Here is a 19,672-nt window from a genome sequence, read left to right as displayed (position 1 = left end):
ATCTGCCTCATAACTGACCAAACCCCTTCTTCTTCTTCGGCTTTTTCTTCTTCTTCGTCGGACCGCTACCGCGCCAACCGGTTTGGGAACGATTTCCCATCCCGCCACCAAACATATCGCCCATACCACCCATACCGCCCATACCAGGGAATCCGCCCATTTGACCTTGACCCATCTGCTGCATGAGCGATCGCATCTTGGTAAACTCACTGATTAGACTGCTCACTTCGCGCTCACTATGCCCTGAACCCTTAGCAATACGACGGCGACGACTGGGAGAACCTGCCAGCAAATCCGGATTACGGCGTTCCTCAGCCGTCATCGAATTAATCATCGCTTCCGTTTGCTTGAGCTTGCCTTCCCCTTTTTCCAGTTGATCCGAACTCAGCTTACCCATTCCCGGCATCAACTTCATCAACCCACCCAGGGAACCCATATTTTTCAACAGCCGCATTTGCTTCAAGAAATCGCTGAAGTCAAACTGAGCATTGAGCATTTTCTCCTGCATCTGGGCGGCGTCAGCCATGTCAATTTCTTCTTGAGCTTTTTCCACCAGCGTCAGCACATCGCCCATACCCAGAATCCGCGATGCCATGCGATCGGGATAAAATGGCTGTAGTGCTTCTACCTTTTCACCCACACCGACAAATTTAATCGGCTGACCCGATACTTGGCGCACAGACAAAGCTGCACCCCCTCTAGTATCCCCATCCAGCTTGGTCAGAATTGCCCCAGTAATCCCAATCTGTTCATTAAACGTATGGGTTAGCGTTGCCGCCTCTTGACCCGTCATCGCGTCAACAACCAGCAGAACCTCATGAGGTTTAACATTGTCCTTAATCTGGGCAAGTTCCGCCATCATCTCGGCGTCGATTTGCAATCGTCCCGCCGTATCGATAATTACGGTATCTACACCCGTTTCCTGGGCACGGGCAACCCCCTGACGGGCAATTTCCACAGGGTTAGTATCTGTCCCCATTTCAAATACAGGGATATTAATCTGTTCACCCAATGTCACCAACTGGTCAATCGCCGCAGGGCGATAAACGTCCGTCGCCACCATCAAACAACTGCGGTTTTCCTTCCCCAGGTGTAAGGCTAATTTAGCCGTAGCCGTGGTTTTCCCGGTTCCCTGTAAACCTGCCATCAGTATGATAGTGGGCGATGTATCTGCCTTAGCCAAGGGGACATTACTTTCCCCCATCACCTGCACCAGTTCATCGTAGACAATCTTGATAAACTGTTGGTCAGGGCGGACGCCAGCGATGACATCAGCGCCCATGGCATTGCTTTCAACGTCAGCAACAAATTTTTTGACAACTTGCAGGTTCACATCTGCCGACAGCAAAGCCCGACGCACCTCTTTCAGGGCGTCTTGAATATTGGCTTGAGATATCTTGTCTTGACCGCGTAGTTTCTTCCATGCGTCTTCTAAGCGTTCGGCGAGAGCATCAAACATAGTTAACGTTAGTCTAAAAGTTTAGAGTTACGAAAGATAGGGGAGATTGCCGTGACTTCTTACACAATAACGCTTGAGGGGATTTTTCTACCAGTTCCTTTCCTCGATTGGGTTGTCGAGGTAGACACCATAAACCTTATCTCACTATTCACGGTATGTGGCGCAATGTGTGTAGGGGCGGGTTTCACTACTATCTCTTCGGTTGTACCCAGATCTAACTAAACCCGCCCCGACTCTTCCAGAATTACCATTGATCCGGATCAATTCCCGCATCTCGCCGTCGCTGTTCTAAGCGTTGAATCCGAATTTCTACCTGTTGCGCTCATCAATAGATTATTGCTGCCCCATTGGGATCTATCCACGGCTAGGATAACACGGGAAGAATAGGGAATTTGAGTTCTTAATATATATTTAATTAAAGGAAACCAGATTAAGGGTAGACTAAGATTGGGGAGAACTAAAAATCTTTGTAGATGTCTTCTCCTACTTTCATAGAGGATGGGTACAGGAAATAGCGCGGCTAATCTCTCAATCTTGACTTCTTTGTGTACTTGCAGCAGCCAAATTAAAATTTCCAGGGTGAGGAGTTGAGACTCACTTAAGTAATTATTTAGGCAACTGTGATAGAATTGTGGTATCATTATTAGTTGAGCGGTTGACTGGAATAAACATAGACCGCTCCTTTTTACCACAAAATAAACCCATTTCTTGTTAATTTTTGGAAAAAGTCAAAAATTTATTTTCTATTGCTTTTACTCTGAGCGATACGTTCCTTCTTACTGAAGTTCCCCCAGCCGAAAAATCGCTTCGCGATCGCAAGAGTTACTTCTGTACGATTTTTGAGGGGGTTAGCGCTCAAACCACTACGGGATAAGGCTTTAGCCTTGGTATAGTACATTGGCAGAGGGAAACTTCAGATTTCGTTTTGGTAGGCGAGCTGACACTCACTCTTTCTTTTTCAGTTAATTATTATCATTATCATTCGTCTCGTCATTCTCAATAAACCTGTCAATAAGCCCTCGTCTTTTTAAGGCTTGAGGGGGGGGGAATGCAATGTAAGCCAAGCTTTTGAGCTGCTTGTCACCCCTTCAGGATTTTGAGTTAAAAAAATATGATATCGTTCCATTTTTATTTGGATAAAGCTATCAACATTGGCATTCATGATAACCTGGTCAACGTGAGTTTCATTATTCCTTGAAAGCCTACAAAAATACTGTAGAGACGTTGCATGCAACGTCTCTACAATCGAGGCTGAGCAATGGTTTATTTTAGCGGATGTGATATCCACACCTATGATTTTTTACGTTTGCGTTTTGGGATGATTAATCTTCAGGGCTTCTCCTCACTAGAATTAACGTTTCTTTTCAGAATCAAACCTAGACCGAGTAAACATAAGCTGGTTAATGTACTGGGTTCTGGAACACTTTTAGAAGTAAGTTCGAGGGGGTCATCAGTCGTGAAATCAATCTCACCTGTATAATCATAACTGTGCGTCAGTACAGTTGGATTGCAGTAAGTACCAATCATAGTATCCGTACAATAGCGGTAATATACATCTATGTGCTGGTTAAACTGTTCCCCATTAATAAAAAGATTGTTAGATTCAACATATGTTTCCCTAAAAGCTAGACGCATTATTCCCGGATATGAACTATAATTAGTGCTATTAGTATTAGTTGATAACTTGAGTTCTAGACCCACTAATTCATTGGAGTTAAAAGTAAATATTGGATCGCTAATTAGTTTTGCTTCCGTCCAACTTCCACTCCCTCCGATATGGAGACTTGGGGGAGGATCTGGGGGAGCAAATGGGGGCAAGAAAGACGAGGGAAATCCAGAATAAGCATATCCCTGATAATCAAAGTCAAATTTTACATCTGATGCGACTGACTTCAACTCTTCCAAGCTAACTTGTTTGACTCCATCACCGGCGAATAAAGTTTGGATTTGATTGAGATTATCATCCGCTACATTAAAAGATAAATTACCTCCACCAAACTGTTCAAATGTAAATCCAAACTCGGCATGATCATAAAATTCAGCGGCTTTTACTGGTTTAGACTCTAAGGCTAAAACGCCTAAAATGGCACTAGCGGTTATTGCTGCTATTCTTTGAGGAATGTTAAGCATAGAAACGATGCACTCCTTCCCAGACGTTGGCTTGCTGGAATTTTTATCATAAACATATAGTACCGTAAACTCAAACCGAAAATCTTGATTAACTTGAAGTTTTACACAGTTTTCACATCGGTAAAAATTAACCTCACTTATCAAGGTAAAAAAATATTATTTTTTATTAGATTAATTCACTCGACGCTTTGACAATTTAGCCAGCTATAATCTGTTAGCTTCCGACAAATACCCTGAAAAAATATTACAAAACTTAAATCAATACTCATCATATACCTGCCAGATTGCCTCGAACCGATAATTTAACTTAATACTTGTTCCAGGCGGGAGTAGAAGTCCTAGCTTCATGCAATCTTTACAAAAGACCGTGTGGCTCTAGACGCTGATGAATTGTTGCGGCGAACTTTGTGAGTGTAGCCAAAACGTCCAATCCGTCCTGCTGATGACCATGGATCACATCCAACCTTTGGGTATCGTTGTCACCCCGGCTGACTGCTACATTCAACCTGCTGTTAGCGCCACGCGCAAAATTTTAGACCTAATCGGATGTTCTCATATCCCCGTTGCCGAGAGTACAGTACGCGGGATTAATCCCTTTCCTCCCCTTTACCGCCGGGATGCGTTTATTGTGGATCATCTGCCGATTCTTAACCAAAATGACGCCATCCAAACCCCTCTGTTGAAGGAAAGCGGTCAAGAGTTTATTGTGCGATCGCTGCAAACGGCTGACCAACCCGTTACCCTAATGGTGACAGGACCTCTCACCACTGTCGCCACCGCCCTCAATCTCGCCCCCGATATCGCAGCGAAGATTGAGCAAATCGTCTGGATGGGGGGTGCAATTCACGTTCCCGGTAACGTGGAAGTGAGCCTGGAACCGGGACAAGACGGTTCAGCCGAATGGAACGCCTATTGGGACCCCCTCGCCGTACATCAGATCTGGCAAACTCAGATTCCCATTGTTCTTTGTCCTCTTGACTTGACAAATACTGTCCCCGTTACCTCTGAGTTTGTTTACCAACTGGGGAAACAGCGTCGCTATCCCATTTCCGATTTTGCGGGTCAGTGTTACGCCTTAGTGATTCCCCAAGACTATTATTTCTGGGATGTTCTCGCCACCACCTATCTGGCTCATCCCGAGTTCTTTACCTGGCAAAACTGGGAAACCACCGTGATTCCCCAAGGTATCAGCCAAGGATGTATCCAGGTTGAGGCGGGAGGAAAACGAATTCGGGTTCTGGATACCGTCGATAAGAAAAAATACTACTCCTATATTTTACATCAGTGGGCAAGGTAACATAGAAACTGTGATCCCAGTCACTTTAATCACTCTCAGCCCAGTTATCTGAGAATAATGCCTCCCCCACCCCGTCCACGGTTAACCCTTTCCTAGAAGGCAATCGACAGGTTATCCCCTGTCACTCCCACCAGTTTGGTGAAAACTAAATGAGAATGGTTTATTTCTTTTAATAATTGTGACTTTCCTGTATTATGAATGATAAAAACAGCAAAAATATGACAGAAGCGATTTGTGAGCAGAGTCGTTATCGCCACTCGAACCCCTCCTTGTCAGGGAAAAGGGTTCAGAGGTAGACTCTGCTCTTTTAAAGTTTCTATATAACATCCGACTTTTTTTAACGCCGAGAGGATAGATAATGAGTACTGATTGACACTCACCTGTCAAAAGGTGAGACATAGGGCTTTTTGCATCCTCTCCATTGAAGGGAAATGAGAGTGTAGCAGGATTTTTACCATGACTTATTCTATCGCGTCCACAGAGCGTTCCTTGTCCCAGCCGACACAGCGTCAGCGTTCCACTGTTGAGAAAACACCCAACTCGTCAACATCGAACGTTCATTCCTTGGCGGTGCTTTGGGCAAAGAAATACTATACCGCTGTCACCAACCAAGATGACTCAGCCTCCACATTAGCGGCGGCGGATCTTAAAGAAAGTGCATCAATCGAAGGCAGACAAAGCACGGCAGAGAAAATGATGCAAAAGCTCAACTTTGCCAGCGCCCAAGCTTGGTCATTGACTGAAACGCTGCTATCGGAGGAAATTCGGCGTCATGGTATTAATCCTGAATTAGTCAATCCCTTAGAAATTGCTGCCGATACTCGTTGTCTGTTCCAAAAGACGGCGAATGCTTATGCTCAAAGGGCAACACCACGACGCTTATCGGTGATTGTCGGCAAAGATTTTGGTAAAGTGCGCCAAAAATATACTAGCGTTGATCGCCGTGCGATCGGTTTTGTCAGTATGCAGTTCCACTATACGGGTCAAAAGATACTCGATTGGCTCTCGCCAGCGGAACAAAAACTGTGGCTTCCTTATTTAAAGGTAATGGATGACCACATGTATATGCCCCTACAAGCGGCCTATGATGCGGCGGCTAATCATCCCTACAATTCACCGGCGCTATTAGCCGTGCAAAATCTGTTACCCATCAGCACGAAACTAGCTATTTCCGTTTGCCAACAAGTTTGCCGTCAAAAGCCTAAGTATGAAACCTACAGCGGTCCTTTGATGAGCAAAACGGTGAGAATTGCCAGTATCCGCGATGTGGAAATGTTTCAGGTTTATCTGTGTCTGTGTGTCTTAGAAGATGATATTCGGGCGGTGCAGCGAGAACTGTTTCCCTTATGTGTCATGCTTTATCCGCGTCTGCGTGTGGGCTGGCGTTTAGTGCAAGATATGCTCAAAGCGATTGGTTGGGAAATGTACAATCGCCTACCTCCCGAAAATATGGCAACCTTTTTACCCTATCTGCGGACATTAACGGAGATGTTCTCCTGTGACGTATTTCAAGAACCATAATAGCCTGGTAGAGACGTTGCATGCAACGTCTCTACCATCTGGAAAAGAAGGGTTCTATAATTTTATAATTTTATCGTTAAGTCTGCGTTTAAAACTGGGCTTGTGTGAAGAGAAGCGAGTATGACGAATGACAAACCACAAAGCAACAGCAACTCTCAAAACTAGATTGCTTAAATGATTCCCTGTTTTAGTTAATCCTATCTGGAGTCGCACTAAAAATCAACTTTTAAGTGCTTTATCTCCCTAGTTAGTAATTTTAGGAAATCTGAGCAATTTGTTGAGCGTTGCTGTTACTTATTACTGAAGAAATAGAGATGGAATTTGTCAGTCGGTTTTATGCCTCCTAGTTTGATTGTGTTGTTTAACTTCTGTCATTAGAAGCCTTGGTGCTTCAATTTCTAATGTAATCACTTTTACCGGAAAGCACAAGCAAATGACATGGAAGTTTACTTTTTGATGATTAAATGCTGTCGTTTGTGTTACAAAAAATTTACGAATCAGCTTCTGTGAGTAAATTGATGATGTTGTTGGTAAAGTCGAAAAACCTAACCCCCCAGCCCCCTCATTCCCCCCTACAAGGAGGGAAGCCAGGGGATGCGGGAGCTTTTGTTGCACGGAAGGGGGAGCTTGAAAGCCCCTTCCCGGAACGGAGAGAGGTTTTTTCCCTAGTTAATTGACCAATCGTATCATTGATAAGTTAGCTTGGATATACAGACTTTTTCCATCCGCAAACAGGAGTAGCCAATGAATCGGAAGCAATTCTTTCGGGTTGTTTATCTCAGTTTGGCAATGATGATTCCCTTGGGGATAATCAGCAGTAATCCAGTTACTGGGCAGACATCCATAAACTTAGGTACAGTTCGCAGCACAGCCCTGTCTAAGCACAATACCTATCGGAACACTCATCATAGTCCTTCTATGACCCTGAGTAGTTCCCTCAACAGTAGCGCTCAAACTTGGGCGAATTATCTGGCGACTAATGGCGTGTTTAAACATAGTAGCCGCAGTCAACGTAATAATGCAGGAGAAAACTTGTACGCTGTCTATACAACGGCATCTTCGATAGACTCGGCTACTTTGGCAAACCAAACGGTGACTAAGTGGTATAACGAGGTTTCAGCATATAACTATGACAATCCAGGGTTTTCTTCAGCAACAGGGCATTTTACTCAGGTGGTGTGGAAAAAGAGTACCCAATTAGGTTGTGGTGCGGCACGGGGGGTCAAAACCTTTGGCGGTACTCAGTATAACGCCTTTTATGTCGTCTGCCATTATGCGCCTGCGGGTAATGTGACTGGACAGTTTGCTGAGAACGTTTTGGCGCCGTAGTTATTTGAGTCTAGTCTGAGTAGCAGTTTTCCCCCAGCAGATCCCCGACTTCTTCAAGAAGTCGGGGATCTAATAGGTGTAGGTAGATTTATTAGTCGGAACGAGAGTTGCGATCGCGCGTTTCCAATCTTTTTTGTACACCTTGGGTTTTGATAATCAGTTCAATACCCTGAGTGATCATCCCTGGGATAACATCTAGTATAGGTTGACCTGAGAGTACATCAAGATTGCCATTCACACCGATAAGTGTAGCTTGCGCGACGAGGGCGCCAGTTATGACTCGCCGCACAAACTTTTGTTGTTTTTGTTGACTTTTGTCATTTTTTGTGATCTCCGTGCCATTGGTCGATTGGGTTCGTTGAGAGTTGTTCATGGTGAGAACCTTGAAATGGTGTTGAATCAAGGCTCTCTTTGGGGTCGTAGAGCAAAGCAACTGCCATTGTGTCATGGCTAGAAGCCTTTTGAAATCGAGGTTAAAATAGGTTTGGGGTAGATCCTTGGTTTGAGGTAGCCCAAACTTTTTTTAGAACTATATAGACTTCGCTCATGCGCCAACCGACCAAGGGAAGAGTTCTGCAAGAGCGCGTGTGGCGCTTTATAGAAGTTCTACTGACTCAAGCTGAGAATTCGTCTAATTTTGAAATTAAATGGGAAACTGATAAAGATACTGGCAGACCTAATTTTGTAGTGAAAACAAGGCGGAGATTCCTTGAGAGTCTGGCGCAATTAAAAAAACATGAATTAACCGAAGTTATCAAAAGCCTAGAAAATCTCCAAATTTGGGACGACAGACGCCTTAAACGAGGGAAAGGTTCAGAAATCGGGTCTTTCGCGCTCAAGCTTTGGAGTACAGACGCACAAAGAAATCGGGAAGAGTTTGAGCGAGTGTGGGATAGTAGCAGAACAGCTAAATCCAAAGCGTTAGAGGCGACTTACAAGAAATCAAAGGATCACGATGAAGCTTCACAGGATAAACTTGATTGGCAAGACTATTGCCGTAAAATGCTTCCGGCAGAGTTATCCATTAATCCCCTGCTACATGGGGATGATGTGGAACTAACCCTTGATGATATCGTGCCATTGGAATTGGTAGAGCGCAAACAGCGACCTCAGCTAAAGGACGATTTATCACCCGATAATTTCTACAAAGAAGCCCTGAAAAATACATAAAATTTCCCATTAAAAATGTTAAAATTTCCATTAGCGGCTTAAGGGGGTTTGTTCAACAAAAAAAGATTGAAGATGATATAATTAACTTTAAGAAAGAAGTTAAAAATGCCGTTCAAATTCGTCGCTTATATATTATTGAAATCATGAAAATAAGTCATGGTCATCCTGATCTCGTTATGGCGGCTTTAAGGAAAGTAATATACGATAGTCAGGACGAGCATACTTATCGACTGTTTGCTATTCTCATAGAACAAGTTTATCCCCAAAACCTAGAAGTATTTTACGTTTTAATGGATTTATTGGAAAAGAGCAAAGATCAATCAACCAGATCTATAGTTGTGAATAGACTGATAAGAACAATCCTAAATACGAATCATTCTTTCATTTTTACTGCTTTTGAGTGGTTGAAAGAGCGTATAACCATTTACAAGAACGATCCAGAAATCTACAATTACTACTTGCTATTCCTCGGCTATTGCGCTGAAAACATGACTTACCCAGCCTTCCATAAAGCTTGGCACCCGCAAGAAGAAGTAGAGAAGACAACGACCCCCAAGACCCAAACCCTCAACCAAGCTGACTTACCCCAAAGCCTTCAGAGTGCCATTACCAACGACCTCCAACTAAGCCAAATTATCCACCTAATTTACATCGACAGTAGCCAATTCATCGAACCCGATAACCCCGCTGAAATATACGACCAGATGCTTGACCAAAACTGCCCAGAGTGCGACTCAGTACCCGAAAAAATGCCAGCACTCAAGCTGTATTGGAACTCTCTCAAGCGCAACAGCAATAAACGCCCCTTTTTAGTCTTTTACGCATCATCTATCCATCCCTATAACGAGACATTTCTCACAGCTTTGAGCAAATTCGGACGTGAAATTCGTGTGATCACAGAGCAACCCATTGACTACATTCCCCTAAAATACTTCACACCAAGCCAATCAATCAAAGACATCCTGGAGTGGATACGCACAAACTAGTGGCGTGACCCAGCTAAAATGGTGGTATAGATTGTAGGTTGGGTTGAGGAACTAAGCCCAACAAAAGATAGGGCTAAAGCCCTTACTACGAACCCAAGCTAATCTATCAAATTAGGTGTGCCACGCCACTAAAATTAATCCAGATGTACCAATTGATATCCCTTTTTTCAGGTTAACCAGACTATGAAACTAGCCAACTTATCAACAAACACTCTCGAAAAAATTAAATCAGTCCGCTGGGACAGAATTATCGAAAAGCACGAAAGTCCCGAAAAGTGGGAATCAGTTCTCAGATATTACGAACCTGAATTTATGGAAATTGAGGGGCGTTGGGTACTTCTGCCTATATCGCATCCTCCTGGCAGAACAATATCCAGAATACATTCTAGATCTTGCTGTACCACTAGATACCTATACTTCCTTTTTCGCTACCCAACTTGCCCAAGGCATCATTAATAGTCAACAATTAAAATTAATTGTTGACAAACCACAACAGGAGGTTATTGACCAATGGCTACACTAGATCAGTACCGTGAAATAGTGCAGAAACTCCTGCAAGATTATGCCGCCTTTAGTCGTAACGATCAAGAGGTTGAAACTGAACTTATTTTCGACACGACTAGAGATCACTACCAACTTGTGCATATTGGTTGGCAGGGCGAACGACGGATCTATGGTTGTATTTTACATCTTAATATTAAAGACGGAAAAATCTGGCTTCAACACAACGGTACAGAAAACGACATTGCAGCCGAACTCGTAGAAATGGGAATCCCGAAAAGCGATATCGTAATCGGCTTTCACTCCCCCTTTAAACGCCAATTCACCGAATATGCTGTTAATTAGGGTCTGCTGAATAAGTCTTGTGGTGAGGGGAGGGAACAGTTTCAAACCTGATCCCGTTAGGCTTGGTTTTTGTCGCCAGGATTATGGCACTTAGTCGGGGCGGGTTTAGTTACATCAGGGTGACAACAAATGTTAGTAGTTAAACCCGCCCCTACAAAAGGGTGGATTTAGTGAAATTAAGGTGACAAAAGATGTTATACAAAATTCGAGTTAGCCACCCCTGTTATAACCCAGTCCGCGTAGGCGGACGAAAGGCAAGTGTAGCAGCGATTTTAATCGCCGTGGTAAACGAGGGTTACAAAGGCAGATTTAGTTCTCGTAGGTTGGGTAGAGCGTAAGCGAAACCCAACAGGCTAACGATGATGTTGGGTTTCGTTCCTCAACCCAACCTACAAAGATGACATAATTCCGATTTTAATCGCCGTGGTAAAAGGGGGTGACAAACATCTATGCGGGTAATGTCCAAATTAAATAGGATGCCCATATCGCCGCCACTACAGCCAGAATCACTAACCATAACGGATAATGAGCGCGACTGATTTTCCCATCTGATGTACTCAATGTTTCCACATCAATCCACGGCGTAACTCCCCGCCGAAACCAACCCATTACCGTCACCGATTCACCGACTAAATCACTGGGGCGAGTTCCCAGGGGGAGTAAGTTTCCCAGAGAACCTAAAATTGAAAAGTAATGCAGTTTCACTAAACCGCTATCCGTTTCAATAATTAAATCCACGCCTAACCAATTCTGCAATCCCCGCCGCCCTAAAAGTTTACCTGTAAATTCCACAGGTTGATGGGTAGAGGGTAACGCATTCGGATCAGCTAACATTTGTTCTAAGCTGGGTTGGTGACGAATCGCCGCAGGTTTGATATCGGGAAAGTAACGATTAATCCAGAGAATAATACTTAAACTAAATGCAATTAGGATACAAGCATCGAGAAATGACCCAGCGTTGTGTAACCAGATTAGCCGCCAGAATCCACTTATCCACTGGCGAGATAACCAATCACTGAGAATACCGAGTAGCCAGAATACCACTCGCAGCACAACACCGACAACGAATCCAGTTAATAGGACACTTTGAAATAAGGGAAAGGCTTTATAACTATCAATTAGTTTCAACCAGCGTGTTTTATTATCCCGTATGGGCGGTGGTGGTATGGGTAAATCCAATTCTGTACCCAACCGCCACTCATAAGCATAACGGGCGCACAAATGCAAGCGATCGCCTAATAAAGGATGAGCGGCTGTGATAATTAACCAGTGACGGTAAGGGTTGGTACATTCCCACTGTAAAACCCGTTCAAAGGGGACATGGGGCGAACAACTGCTTAAAAGTAATCCTTGTCGGTATCCTACGGGTAATACTAAATCAAAGCTTTCCCATAAGGGGCGGGTTTGTTCGGCTTGATGGATTGCATCACTCATTCCTAAGCCGATTTTCAATAGCGCCCGGGTTAAGCCGTTGGGATTTCCGGTGGTTTCTATCGCCACGCGATCGCTATAGTAAATTCTAATCCGGGAAAACCAGAGCAGGGGGAGGCGCAGTAGCCAGTAGGTAGCGTAACCTAAGCTGGAAATAATACTGCTAATTCCTAAACACAGAGGCGGTAACACTCGTTGGGTGGCGGGGTATTTGCCCCGAATCCACTCCGCTAACTGTTCTCCCCCTTGAGCAACATATATATATAGGAGATAGGGAAACTGGAGAATTAATGTGCCTAGAGAACTTAAGATAAAGTCCCTGTTTACAATATGCCCTAACTGAGCCGCATAAATCGTGGCGATTTCATCTTCAGCGAGTTGTGTCAATAAGCCCTCACTGACGACAATTCGAGCCGTGCGAGGCAAATTACCATAGGTTATCGCTAAAGGCGCTTGTGTGGGTAAAATACCCAGCGTCGGTAACGGTAAATGGCGTTTACGGCAAAAGCGTTGGATAGTTTTAGCCGATTCTGAGGATCGCGCCGCCAGTTGGCTTACGGAAAGAGGTTCTAATCCATACACCTGTCTTAATAGCCAATCCATTAACCAGGGAGAGACGATTAGCGTCACAATCCCTAAGACAGCTAAAACCTGAGTAGGATCACGGTAGAACCATTGAATCGGTGATAATAGCGGCAATTGCACCAAAATAGTGTTGGTGGTTGCCATTAAAAACTCTAACCAGAAACGCAGCAACCAAGCAAACGCGATCGCACTTCCTACCCCAATTAACCCCAATCGCCTTAATTTCGGGCGTTTGAAGGGACTCCAGTTTTCCGCACGCCCTAAGTTACGAAACCGAGGGCTAGCGGAAAAGACAGAGGGTGCTGAAGGGGGTGTGAAAGCAACCGGGAGTTGGGATGAGGGTTGAGGAGGAGGTTGATTTACTGAAGAGTGTTGTCGCGATTTGCCACCTGCAAACAAGCGTTTAGCAGAATCAGTTAACCGCTGTTTAACCGTTCCAGGTTTGGCGGGGGAGGAGGGGGAGTGTAGGGGAACAAATCCGGTAGTATCGGATGCGGAGGGAGTAGTCGATGTTTCTTCTACAGGCGTAAAACCCGTATGATTGGCTGGAGGCGGGGATTCCGCCATGAGTTCCGGTAAGGTATTTGTCGCCCATTGTTGAACCTTAGGATTGAGATCTTGGGTGAGGGTTTGGCAAAGCGCGATCGCGTTTTGGGTATCACCACTTTGGCGATAAGCCTTGACTAGGGCGACACTGGCGCGGGAGACGATGGCTTCATCTAACTCAATCTCGCAGACACCTTCTAGCTGTTCGATCGCCGCCGCGTAATTGCCCTGTTTGAGAGCCGCTAAACCCGCATCGAGGGAGGGATTGGGAACAGATGCCATAATCTTTACATTCTACCCTGCTCTTTTAGAATAAGCTGTCCTGCCTGGAATGTTTCATCCGGCGGATAAATCGCGTTCTTGTAAAGTTTTGTTTAGGATCGGGTTTCACGTTTATCGTTTCTTCGTCAGTATTTTTCCACAACTTTATATAAAGTTTACTTTAACCTTACATTAAACCCAAAAGATTCATCGTAACTTCACAATTCAACCTTTCACTAGAGAAAAAAACTGGCTATACTCAAAACTGTTGAAACAATTAGCATAGTTGTGTGGGCGCTAATGAGTTTAATTCTGTGATTGTAGTGATATGATTTACGCCTAAAAGAATGGGAACTATTTTAACGGTGAACTAGCCATAAACATTTTCGGATTTCACATTCAGGGTCAATGCTTTTCCGAATTAATCGAGGAACTTATTTTTTCAATTCCTGGATAAGTTTCCTGTGGCTAAAGTCCCGTCAGTCCCATTTTTTCCCTATTGACGACGGATCAAAACAGTTCATATGTCCCAAGGTAAAAGAGAGTTTGAGGTTAACGGAGAATGAAATTACTCAATATTGCGCCTAATGCCTTCTGGGGGCTTGCTATACTGTCAGCCACTACCGCCTTTTCAGTCACAACCCCTTCAGCGACGGCGATAACAATTAGCGGGAGTAGTGTTCAAGACATTAGTGCTGCTGATATCGGTGAATCTTTTACCGTTTTGTTTGGCGGTAAGATAGATGGAAAAGAGACAGATGGGTTGTTGTCCAAAGCTCTCTTTAAAGTAGCGGGCTTTGAAACAGTAACTCGGATGCTCAACAATATCACACAGCAGGTGACAGAAATAAAATTTGATGTTCAGCTCAGTAATACATCTGATCCAAGCATTTTGCAAAGTCGGACATCCGGATTTGGATTTGATGTCAGTGAAACGTTAATCGGTGCAAGTGTTCAGGCAATTAACGAGGCATCAAACCTCCTATTTCAACAAGCAAATTTAGATCAAAAATTGTTGGATGGCAGGGATGGAAGCGTTGATGTCTGCTATAGCGATCAAAAGAACAACTGTAGAGGTGGGAAAAGTGGTGGAGTAACCACGGGAAATGTAGGTAGTTTTTCAACAACGCTTACTTTAAGTTCCGCGACTAAAACAATTGATCTCAATAACTTCGGAGTCCGTTATCAAAGTATTGATTTAGCGGGAACAAAACGAATTGAGGATTTGAGTGGTACAGGTTATGCAGTTACTGTCGCACCAGGGGGTAGCAAGGATTGGGCAGAGGAAAATTGTCAAGATTGTCATATGCGATAAGCAATTGTTAAACCCTAACTGCAATGCTGTAAAAACATAATAACCTGTAGGGTGTAGGGGCAAGTCGCTGCACAAATGTTCGAGGCGAGAATTAACCTATCTCGACTCGCCCCCGTCTAAATGTATGCGGTTTCAGATGATAACCGATAACCGACACAGAGCGACCCGACATAATTAAAGGTTGGGTGGTGTTAATTAAATCCGGCGGGTCGCCCCTACAGGGGGACAAACCGATAAAATTAAGCAAGAGGAGGCGATTGAAATCGCTGCTACACAAACAAAGTCCGCCTGCGCGGACTAGGTTATAACGGGGGTAGCGTTACCCGGATTTGGTATGGAAATATATCGCCTTAACTCAGTTAAATTTTAGGACAAGTCAACTATTTCCCCTCTGGAAACTGTCGCTCTCGCACATCATGACTATAGTCTTGCACCGCCTGAGTAATCACTTGCCGCAAATTTGCATATAACTTGGCAAAGGGTGGCTGACGTTCCGAAAGTCCGAGTAAATCGGCGGTGACTAATACCTGTCCGTCGCAATCGACTCCAGCACCAATCCCAATCGTGGGAATGGTTAAGGTTTGTGTAATCTTCCTAGCCAAATCTGCCGGAATATGCTCTAAAACCAGGGCAAAAACACCCGCTTGCTCAAGCGCGATCGCTTCTGCCAAAATCCGTTCCGCCGCCTCTTCTGTTTTCCCTTGCTGACGATAACCGAGAAGATGTACCGACTGCGGTGTCAAACCCAGATGACCCATAACCGGAATTCCCGCCGCCGTTAAATGGGCTACAGTTTGGACAATGGCAGGATGTCCGCCTTCTAACTTCACCGCCTGCGCCCCTGTTTCCTTCAATACCCGACCCGCCGAATGCATCGCTTGTTGTAGACTTTCCTGATAACTCAAAAAGGGTAGATCGCACACCAAGAACGCCTGTTTTACACCCCGACGCACGGCTTTAGCATGGTGTAGCATCTCGTCCAAGGTCACGGGTAATGTCGTCTCATACCCCAAGGTGACCATTCCCAAGGAATCCCCAACCAGAATAATATCAACTCCAGCCGCATCTAGTAATTGCGCGATCGCGTAGTCCCAAGCGGTCAAGACGACCAACGGACGCCCTTGTTGTTTCCATTGTTTCAGTTGCTGGATATTTACCATTAGGGGAGTTTTGATCCTTCGCGATCCTCGATGACATGGTGTGTGATTGTGTAGGGGCGGGTTTTACCGATAACGTTTAAACTCAAACCACTACCGGAACTAAACCCGCCCCGTCTAAATTATGAATGATGACTTCCTAAATAAATGACTAAAACGTCTCTGGCGGATTCTTAACAAACGCTAAATGGGGTCTAACTTGACCCGTGGATAGGCTGACCCAGGCTAGTCCTTCCGTCGTTCCCACCCATAATTTATTCCCAATATCTGGGGACAAGGAAAGAACATAGTCTGAGGGAAGATTCGACAGTTCACCCAATACCGCTCCCGTTTCCGCTCGGATTTTTAACAAGCCACTTTCCGTACCTACCCAAACGCTACCATCTAGAGCAAAGCGCACCGCTGTTACACTACGCCCCCGTAACGGAGTCACCGAACGCGGTTCACCAAAGGGATTGTTGGGGTCAATTACCAAAAGACTACTGGGAGTACCCACCCACAATTTGCCATCAGGTCCTGTGGTTAGGGATTGGACAATGGTTCCGGGTAAATTACCAACACGCTGAAGGATAAGAGCACTGGCGGTATCGACTTGCACTAATCCTTCTAATGTACCCACCCAAAGTTGACCCTCTTCATCTAATGTCAGAGCATTGGCGCTGACGCCGGGGAGTTCTTGCACCGTGGTCATCAATAATCCTTTGTCGGGACTAATCATAGCCAAACCGCGATCGCTTCCTACCCAGAGATACCCACGCTGATCTATTTGTAAGGATAAGACTCGATTCGAGGGTAATGTAAAGTTTTGTGCGGTAACCTCGTTACTGCGGGGATCTACTCGTAACAATCCTTCATAAGTTCCCAGCCAAATTCGTCCTACCCGGTCTTGGGCTAAGGCGTCAATGGTGTAGTTTGGTAAATCAACACGGGCTTTCATGCGTCCGGTGTTCGGGTCAATTCGGGCAAGTCCTGAGTAGGTTCCCACCCAGAGGTCACCTGTGTAGTCGGGTTGCAACGCGGGGACGCGAAAATCGATGGATAGGGGTTCTACTTCTCGTCGCAAGCGTTCGGGAGGTAACGGAGCGCCTCCAGGGGGAGGGGGCGCACCTTGATAGTCGGGGGCTGTCCCCAGCTCGGTTTGAGCTAGGGTCACTTGTGCCAGTACCTGGTTCGGCTCAATCCCCATCCATAGAGGAGCGGTTAAGCTTGCCAGGGGCAACCCTAACCCTAGCAGGGTAGCACCGATGAAAAGACGAATCGGGGCATTCAAAGACGCCATGTTGTCTGAGACTATTGGGATAGTTTTTCTATATCTATATCTATATTAGTCGGAGTGATGTTTCATCCTGGACTATAAAATCCTTACCTCAATACGTCCCAGATTGGTTATTCTGTAACGGAAAATTAATAATATTTAACATTTCGTTGATTTATAATAGTACCTTATACAATTCTCAAGAATATTTGAAGTTAAACTTATTGAATTCTTTGGTATATTAACAGGGTTGCTGAAAATTTCACTTGTATGGCAAGGAGCTGCACGTCGTGCCGCTTCGCGAACACGCTATAATTTTTAAATTTGGCGTGAAATGAATCGCCACAAGGATGCCACCTAAAGCCATAAGGGGAGAGAAACCCATATCAAGCAATAGTTTGGTGCTGTGGGATAATTGCTCTTATCCTGATCCGCTCAATAAAAAAATGTCTTGGCTGAGTCAAGTTTTTTGACCCAAAATGGCGGATAATAGGTAATTCAGAAACCAAAAACCAAAATGAGCAGGTTGGGTGTGGGGATGCACCCAATCCGGGCTAATTTTCAGAGTCATTTTAGCGATTTTAGTCTTTAAGTAAGGTCATAAAATCGTTAATAATGCATAAGGAGTTAGCTTGTCGCAACATTCAGTACGTTCCTAAGGAAGGAAAACATGTCTTACGCTAAAACAAAAACTCAGTCAAAAGCTGGGTATGATGCCGGGGTCAAGGATTATAAATTAACGTATTACACTCCGGATTACACTCCTAAAGATACAGATATTCTGGCAGCTTTTCGGATGACCCCGCAGCCTGGGGTACCTCCAGAAGAAGCGGGTGCAGCGGTAGCGGCTGAGTCTTCCACCGGAACTTGGACAACGGTTTGGACAGACCTGTTGACAGACCTGGATCGCTACAAAGGTCGTTGCTATGAAGTTGAGCCAGTCCGTGGGGAAGATAATCAATATATCTGCTACGTCGCTTACCCATTGGATCTGTTTGAAGAAGGTTCTGTAACCAACATGCTGACCTCCATCGTGGGGAACGTGTTTGGTTTTAAAGCCCTGAAAGCCCTGCGTCTAGAAGATATGCGGATTCCAGTGGCTTATCTGAAGACCTTCCAAGGACCGCCTCACGGGATCGTGGTTGAGCGCGATAAGTTGAACAAGTACGGGCGTCCCTTATTGGGTTGCACGATTAAGCCCAAGTTGGGTTTGTCGGCGAAGAACTATGGTCGTGCCGTTTATGAGTGTCTGCGCGGCGGTCTAGACTTCACCAAAGACGACGAAAACATTAACTCCCAGCCCTTCATGCGCTGGCGCGATCGCTTCCTATTCGTGCAAGAGGCAATTGAAAAATCCCAAGCCGAAACCGGTGAAATGAAAGGTCACTACCTGAATGTCACCGCCCCCACCTGCGAACAAATGATGGAGCGGGCGGAGTTCGCCAAGGAAATCGGTACGCCGATTATCATGCATGATTACCTGACGGGTGGCTTCACGGCGAACACCACGTTGGCGCAATGGTGTCGTCGCAACGGTGTACTACTACACATCCACCGGGCGATGCACGCGGTAATCGACCGTCAGAAGATCCACGGCATTCACTTCCGGGTGCTTGCCAAATGTCTGCGGATGTCCGGTGGTGACCACCTGCACTCCGGTACGGTTGTGGGTAAGCTCGAAGGTGAAAAAGGCATCACCATGGGTTTTGTTGACCTGATGCGGGAAGATCATATTGAGCGCGATCGCGAACGCGGCATTTACTTCACCCAAGACTGGGCATCCATGCCCGGTGTAATGCCCGTCGCTTCCGGTGGTATCCACGTTTGGCACATGCCAGCGCTGGTGGAAATCTTTGGCGATGATTCCTGCCTGCAATTCGGTGGTGGTACTCTGGGTCACCCCTGGGGTAACGCTCCCGGTGCAACGGCTAACCGTGTCGCCTTAGAAGCTTGCATCCAAGCCCGTAATGAAGGACGCAACCTGATGCGTGAAGGCGGCGATGTTATCCGCGAAGCCTGTAAATGGAGTCCTGAATTAGCCGCCGCTTGCGAACTGTGGAAGGAAATCAAGTTCGAGTATGAAGCGGTTGATACCGTCTGATACCCGGTAAGCAACCCCGGTCTAAAGCTTGCCCGATAAGCGAAGCGAAGGGACACGGAGCTTTAGCCAAGTAAGTTAAAGCTGTGCTTACCAGCCTAAGTGCTAAGCGCACTACGTTATCGGCAAGTGTTAAAGACCTACCAGTAGATGCGATAGCCAGTCTACTGCTCTAGAACCAAAAAGTTAAACAGTTTTAAGGTCACTGAAACAGTGCTTTTGGATAGTTACCGACTGATAACATTGGCGAGGCTAACTTTACCCCAGAAATGGGAGACAATTGGAG

At 45.3% G+C, this 19,672-nt stretch carries 18 protein-coding genes; 10 read left to right on the top strand and 8 right to left on the bottom strand.

The features are described from left to right. Positions 1-7 precede the first annotated feature (7 nt). Positions 8-1,459: a signal recognition particle protein gene (gene ffh, locus RIM23_RS01835; protein WP_446363951.1), complete on the bottom strand. Its 1,452-nt coding sequence runs from the start codon at positions 1,457-1,459 to the stop codon at positions 8-10. A gap of 260 nt (positions 1,460-1,719) precedes the next feature. Further along, on the bottom strand, positions 1,720-2,100 hold the full coding sequence (locus tag RIM23_RS01830) for a hypothetical protein (RefSeq protein ID WP_446363949.1): 381 nt from the start codon (positions 2,098-2,100) through the stop codon (positions 1,720-1,722). Positions 2,101-2,177: 77 nt separating this feature from the next. Here RIM23_RS01830 and RIM23_RS01825 point away from each other — a divergent pair, with 77 nt between their 5' ends. Beyond that, positions 2,178-2,333 carry a hypothetical protein gene (locus tag RIM23_RS01825; protein WP_446363947.1) on the top strand — a complete coding sequence of 52 codons (156 nt, stop codon included), beginning with the start codon at positions 2,178-2,180 and terminating at the stop codon, positions 2,331-2,333. 455 nt (positions 2,334-2,788) lie between these two features. Here the strand turns inward: RIM23_RS01825 and RIM23_RS01820 are convergent, their stop codons facing one another. Beyond that, positions 2,789-3,589, bottom strand: coding sequence for a PEP-CTERM sorting domain-containing protein (locus RIM23_RS01820; RefSeq protein WP_446363945.1), 801 nt, complete (start codon positions 3,587-3,589; stop codon positions 2,789-2,791). 442 nt (positions 3,590-4,031) lie between these two features. Between RIM23_RS01820 and RIM23_RS01815 the strand changes: the two genes are divergently transcribed. Then, positions 4,032-4,886 (top strand): nucleoside hydrolase, encoded by an 855-nt coding sequence (locus RIM23_RS01815; RefSeq protein WP_446363943.1) that lies wholly within the window; start codon positions 4,032-4,034, stop codon positions 4,884-4,886. 92 nt (positions 4,887-4,978) lie between these two features. Here RIM23_RS01815 and RIM23_RS01810 read toward each other — a convergent pair whose 3' ends face one another. Further along, the gene (locus tag RIM23_RS01810; RefSeq protein ID WP_446363941.1) at positions 4,979-5,143 is read right to left on the bottom strand and encodes a hypothetical protein; all 165 of its coding nucleotides are present in this window, start codon (positions 5,141-5,143) and stop codon (positions 4,979-4,981) included. Positions 5,144-5,342: 199 nt separating this feature from the next. On the opposite strand from RIM23_RS01810, the gene RIM23_RS01805 reads away from it, so the two are divergent. Together RIM23_RS01805 and RIM23_RS01800 are read left to right on the top strand one after the other, a co-directional pair. Continuing rightward, positions 5,343-6,407 carry a hypothetical protein gene (locus tag RIM23_RS01805; RefSeq protein WP_446363939.1) on the top strand — a complete coding sequence of 355 codons (1,065 nt, stop codon included), beginning with the start codon at positions 5,343-5,345 and terminating at the stop codon, positions 6,405-6,407. 744 nt (positions 6,408-7,151) lie between these two features. Next, entirely contained in the window at positions 7,152-7,736 is a 585-nt protein-coding gene (locus RIM23_RS01800; protein WP_446363937.1) for a CAP family protein, read from the top strand. A gap of 91 nt (positions 7,737-7,827) precedes the next feature. Here RIM23_RS01800 and RIM23_RS01795 read toward each other — a convergent pair whose 3' ends face one another. Then, entirely contained in the window at positions 7,828-8,109 is a 282-nt protein-coding gene (locus RIM23_RS01795) for a hypothetical protein (RefSeq protein WP_446363935.1), read from the bottom strand. A gap of 173 nt (positions 8,110-8,282) precedes the next feature. Between RIM23_RS01795 and RIM23_RS01790 the strand changes: the two genes are divergently transcribed. The 4 genes from RIM23_RS01790 to RIM23_RS01775 all read left to right on the top strand — a co-directional run bounded on the left by RIM23_RS01790 (position 8,283) and on the right by RIM23_RS01775 (position 10,738). Continuing rightward, positions 8,283-8,906: a hypothetical protein gene (locus RIM23_RS01790; protein ID WP_446363933.1), complete on the top strand. Its 624-nt coding sequence runs from the start codon at positions 8,283-8,285 to the stop codon at positions 8,904-8,906. A gap of 143 nt (positions 8,907-9,049) precedes the next feature. Then, positions 9,050-9,892: an NACHT C-terminal alpha/beta 1 domain-containing protein gene (locus RIM23_RS01785; protein WP_446363931.1), complete on the top strand. Its 843-nt coding sequence runs from the start codon at positions 9,050-9,052 to the stop codon at positions 9,890-9,892. Between the two features lie 319 nt (positions 9,893-10,211). Continuing rightward, positions 10,212-10,415 (top strand): element excision factor XisH family protein, encoded by a 204-nt coding sequence (locus RIM23_RS01780; protein WP_446363929.1) that lies wholly within the window; start codon positions 10,212-10,214, stop codon positions 10,413-10,415. Next, complete coding sequence (locus tag RIM23_RS01775) at positions 10,403-10,738, top strand: element excision factor XisI family protein (RefSeq protein ID WP_446363927.1); 336 nt, start codon at positions 10,403-10,405, stop codon at positions 10,736-10,738. Before RIM23_RS01780 ends, RIM23_RS01775 begins: the two co-directional genes overlap by 13 nt. Before the next feature lie 447 nt (positions 10,739-11,185). Here RIM23_RS01775 and RIM23_RS01770 read toward each other — a convergent pair whose 3' ends face one another. After that, entirely contained in the window at positions 11,186-13,582 is a 2,397-nt protein-coding gene (locus RIM23_RS01770) for a zinc metalloprotease HtpX (RefSeq protein ID WP_446363925.1), read from the bottom strand. 541 nt (positions 13,583-14,123) lie between these two features. On the opposite strand from RIM23_RS01770, the gene RIM23_RS01765 reads away from it, so the two are divergent. Continuing rightward, positions 14,124-14,876: a cistern family PEP-CTERM protein gene (locus tag RIM23_RS01765; RefSeq protein ID WP_446363923.1), complete on the top strand. Its 753-nt coding sequence runs from the start codon at positions 14,124-14,126 to the stop codon at positions 14,874-14,876. Between the two features lie 380 nt (positions 14,877-15,256). Here RIM23_RS01765 and panB read toward each other — a convergent pair whose 3' ends face one another. Together panB and RIM23_RS01755 are read right to left on the bottom strand one after the other, a co-directional pair. Next, positions 15,257-16,036, bottom strand: coding sequence for a 3-methyl-2-oxobutanoate hydroxymethyltransferase (gene panB, locus RIM23_RS01760; RefSeq protein ID WP_446363921.1), 780 nt, complete (start codon positions 16,034-16,036; stop codon positions 15,257-15,259). Between the two features lie 148 nt (positions 16,037-16,184). Further along, positions 16,185-17,312 carry a ligand-binding sensor domain-containing protein gene (locus tag RIM23_RS01755; RefSeq protein ID WP_446363919.1) on the bottom strand — a complete coding sequence of 376 codons (1,128 nt, stop codon included), beginning with the start codon at positions 17,310-17,312 and terminating at the stop codon, positions 16,185-16,187. A gap of 646 nt (positions 17,313-17,958) precedes the next feature. Here RIM23_RS01755 and RIM23_RS01750 point away from each other — a divergent pair. Continuing rightward, positions 17,959-19,389: a form I ribulose bisphosphate carboxylase large subunit gene (locus RIM23_RS01750; RefSeq protein ID WP_446333964.1), complete on the top strand. Its 1,431-nt coding sequence runs from the start codon at positions 17,959-17,961 to the stop codon at positions 19,387-19,389. The last annotated feature ends 283 nt before the right edge of the window (positions 19,390-19,672 follow it).

It is taken from the genome of Coleofasciculus sp. G3-WIS-01, from assembly GCF_040223135.1.
Classification (GTDB): domain Bacteria; phylum Cyanobacteriota; class Cyanobacteriia; order Cyanobacteriales; family Coleofasciculaceae; genus Coleofasciculus.
The sequence above is the reverse complement of the archived record's forward strand: the minus strand, read 5'-3'. Positions and strand labels throughout refer to the sequence as shown.

Excerpts from the sequence above, each read along its gene's own strand:
- panB (WP_446363921.1), bottom strand. The coding sequence starts at position 16,036 with ATGGTAAATATCCAGCAACTGAAACAATGGAAACAACAAGGGCGTCCG.
- RIM23_RS01800 (WP_446363937.1), top strand. The coding sequence starts at position 7,152 with ATGAATCGGAAGCAATTCTTTCGGGTTGTTTATCTCAGTTTGGCAATG.
- RIM23_RS01830 (WP_446363949.1), bottom strand. The coding sequence starts at position 2,100 with ATGATACCACAATTCTATCACAGTTGCCTAAATAATTACTTAAGTGAG.
- RIM23_RS01765 (WP_446363923.1), top strand. The coding sequence starts at position 14,124 with ATGAAATTACTCAATATTGCGCCTAATGCCTTCTGGGGGCTTGCTATA.
- RIM23_RS01755 (WP_446363919.1), bottom strand. The coding sequence starts at position 17,312 with ATGGCGTCTTTGAATGCCCCGATTCGTCTTTTCATCGGTGCTACCCTG.
- ffh (WP_446363951.1), bottom strand. The coding sequence starts at position 1,459 with ATGTTTGATGCTCTCGCCGAACGCTTAGAAGACGCATGGAAGAAACTA.
- RIM23_RS01790 (WP_446363933.1), top strand. The coding sequence starts at position 8,283 with ATGCGCCAACCGACCAAGGGAAGAGTTCTGCAAGAGCGCGTGTGGCGC.
- RIM23_RS01785 (WP_446363931.1), top strand. The coding sequence starts at position 9,050 with ATGAAAATAAGTCATGGTCATCCTGATCTCGTTATGGCGGCTTTAAGG.
- RIM23_RS01750 (WP_446333964.1), top strand. The coding sequence starts at position 17,959 with ATGTCTTACGCTAAAACAAAAACTCAGTCAAAAGCTGGGTATGATGCC.
- RIM23_RS01770 (WP_446363925.1), bottom strand. The coding sequence starts at position 13,582 with ATGGCATCTGTTCCCAATCCCTCCCTCGATGCGGGTTTAGCGGCTCTC.
- RIM23_RS01805 (WP_446363939.1), top strand. The coding sequence starts at position 5,343 with ATGACTTATTCTATCGCGTCCACAGAGCGTTCCTTGTCCCAGCCGACA.
- RIM23_RS01815 (WP_446363943.1), top strand. The coding sequence starts at position 4,032 with ATGACCATGGATCACATCCAACCTTTGGGTATCGTTGTCACCCCGGCT.
- RIM23_RS01820 (WP_446363945.1), bottom strand. The coding sequence starts at position 3,589 with ATGCTTAACATTCCTCAAAGAATAGCAGCAATAACCGCTAGTGCCATT.
- RIM23_RS01795 (WP_446363935.1), bottom strand. The coding sequence starts at position 8,109 with ATGAACAACTCTCAACGAACCCAATCGACCAATGGCACGGAGATCACA.
- RIM23_RS01775 (WP_446363927.1), top strand. The coding sequence starts at position 10,403 with ATGGCTACACTAGATCAGTACCGTGAAATAGTGCAGAAACTCCTGCAA.